This is a genomic window from Microbacterium sp. CPCC 204701 (assembly GCF_004010105.1).
GTDB lineage: Bacteria > Actinomycetota > Actinomycetes > Actinomycetales > Microbacteriaceae > Microbacterium.
In genome coordinates, this window is sequence record NZ_RRYE01000400.1 from 1 (window position 1) to 2,597 (window position 2,597).

2 protein-coding genes are annotated in these 2,597 nt (G+C 70.0%); both read right to left on the reverse strand.

Annotation, left to right across the window (positions count from 1 at the left end):
- The coding region (locus tag EIO58_RS15955; RefSeq protein WP_164861780.1) for an FAD-dependent oxidoreductase at positions 1-1,220 on the reverse strand (1,220 nt) is incomplete at its 3' end.
- A 129-nt stretch (positions 1,221-1,349) separates the two neighbouring features.
- The coding region (locus tag EIO58_RS15960) for an ABC transporter substrate-binding protein (protein ID WP_342447987.1) at positions 1,350-2,597 on the reverse strand (1,248 nt) is incomplete at its 5' end.

Genomic DNA, 2,597 nt, shown 5'->3' on the forward strand with positions numbered 1-2,597 from the left:
GGGCGCACGCCGAGGTCAAGGGCGAGCGCCGCGCCGGTGCCCGCCGCCTCGCCGCCCGCGCCGCAGGTGGCCATGACGCGCGTGGAGCCGAACGCGACGTGCGTCGCCGAGATGTCGCGGCCCGCGAGCAGCAGGTTGGGGACGTTGCGCGAGTAGTAGCTGCGGAAGGGGATGCCGTAGATGCCGTTGGAGTAGCGCTGGTGCGCGCCGGCCTCGGTGGCGTACATGCCCTCGACGGGATGAAGATCGATCGACCACCCGCCGAATGCGACGGCATCGGGGTGATCCACCTGGTCGAGGATGTCGTTCTGGGTCAGCACGTGATCGCCGAGGAAGCGCCGGTACTCGCGCTTGCCGGGGAGGGCGCCCACCCACTCGAGGTCGAGGTTCGCGGCGTCGAAGCGGCCCGAGTTCTTGATGTAGTCCCAGATGCCGAAGATGACCGAGCGGAGCTCGTCGCGGATGATCTCGTTGTCGTGCACGGTGTCGAGGTGGCCGCCCCACTCGATCCACCAGTAGTGCGCGCCCTTGTCGCCCGACCGCAGGATGCGGGAGGTGGGGATCGGGGTCTGCGTGATGTCCTTCGCGGAGTCCGGCGCTACGAAGTCCACCGGGTGTCCGAGGTCTTTCGTGTAGAAGAGGATCGTCGAGCCGAGCAGCTCGCCGTCGGCCTCCTCGGGAGCCCACGATTCGCCGAACTCACGCGACGCCTCGCGTCCGATGCGGTACTCGGCGCCGGCGAGGTGACCCACGAGGCCGTCGCCCGTGCAGTCCAGGAAATACGGGCTCGTGAACGTCGTGAGCGTCTCAGAGCCCATCGTCCACCCGCGCACCGCGGTCACGACACGCTCGCCGTCGATGTCGGCGGCGTCGACCTCGCGCACGTCGGTATTGAGGAAGACGGTGATGTTGGGCTCGGCCCGTACCGCGTCGTGTACGACCTCGTCCCAGATGATCGGGTTGCCCTCGGGGTTGCGGTACTGATTCTCGACGTAGAGCTCGCCGATGACGCCGCTCTCGCGCGCGAATCGCTGCACGCCGTGCCCGGTCGCGCCCACGACCCACACCCGCACCTCCGACGACGAGTTGCCGCCGAGCATCGGCCGATTCCCGATCAGTGCGACGCGCTTTCCGAGCCGCGCCGCACTGATGGCGGCGCAGACCCCGGCGAGTCCACCGCCGACGACGGTGATATCGGATTCGACGTTCTGAGTGCGCATGATTCCTTCGGATCGGGCCGATCGGGACGGATCGGGACGTGGCGGGCGGGTCGAGCGGCAGAGGAAGGCGGGGCAGGCCGGGTGTGCCGGTCCGGGGCGGGTGCCCCGGACCGGGCGCAGAAGGGTCCGTCAGAGCAGGCCCGAGATGGTGTCTCCTGCGGTCTTCATCGCGTCGGATGCCGACGCCTGGCCGATCAGGACCGCCTGGACCTGCTCGGCGATGGCCGTCTCCATCTGCGCGTAGGAGGGGTACGTCCACAGCGGGCTGGGCGTGGCGGTGGACGTGATCGTCGAGGTGAACGCCTCGACGAACGCGTTCTGCGCGACGGCGTCCGAGGCGAGCGCCTGCTCGGTCGTCGGTGGCAGGCCGAGCTCGGTGAAGTACGTCTCGCTCTGCTGCGGGTCGCTGGTGAGCCACTGCGCGAAGTCGGCGGCGGTGCCGGCGCCTGCGCCGTCCACGACGACGACGAGGTGTCCCCACAGCACGTGCTGCGGCGTGTCACCGGACTTCAGGACGGGCCGCGCGATCGGTGTCATCTTGTCGCCGAGGGCCGCGTCGGGCGACTGCGAGACGACCGACGACTTGCCGACCGGGGCGTCGTCGTAGAGCGCGGTCGCGCCCTGCGCGAAGAGCGTACGGGCCGCGGCGCGGTCGACGTCCGGAGCGATAAGCCCCTCGTCGTACAGCTTCTTGTACCACTCGACGGCCTTGACGGATGCCTCGTCCCCGATCGTCGACTCGTCGCCGTCGATGATCGGCGAGCCGAAGGTCTGCATCCAGACCACGATGTCCTTGAGCTGGGCGGCCTTGGTGCTGGCGGCGTAGGGGATCACGCCGATGCCCTTGAGGGCGCGAAGGCCCTCCTCGAACTCCTCGATGGTCTTCGGAGCGAGCGAGGCGCCCGCCTTGTCGAAGAGCTCGGCGTTGCCGATCAGGCCGATCGCCCCGATGGTCCACGGCAGGCCGAGCTGCCTGCCATCGAGCGAGCCGGCTCCCAGGGCGGCGTCGGTGTAGCCGCGCCCCTCGGCGAGGGTCGAGAGGTCGGTCAGCTTGCCGAGTGCCGCCAGAGCCGACAGCCACGCCACATCGAGCTGGGCCGCCCCGGCGAACTGGCCGCCGCGCACCTGGAGGGTGAGCTGGTTGAGGTACTCGTTATACGGGTACGTGCTGGTGTCGATCGAGATGCCGTCGGTCTTGGCGAAGGCATCGAGCGCCGACTGCACGGCGGGCTTGGCCGCCTCCTCCGACAGGCTCCACGACGCGAACGCGAAGTCCGTCGGGGTGCCGGCGCCGCCTGGTGTGGCCGCCGGCCCGGACGAGCCGCCCGGTGCGCAGCCGACCAGGCCGAGCACGGCGACGCCGCCGAGCCCGAACAC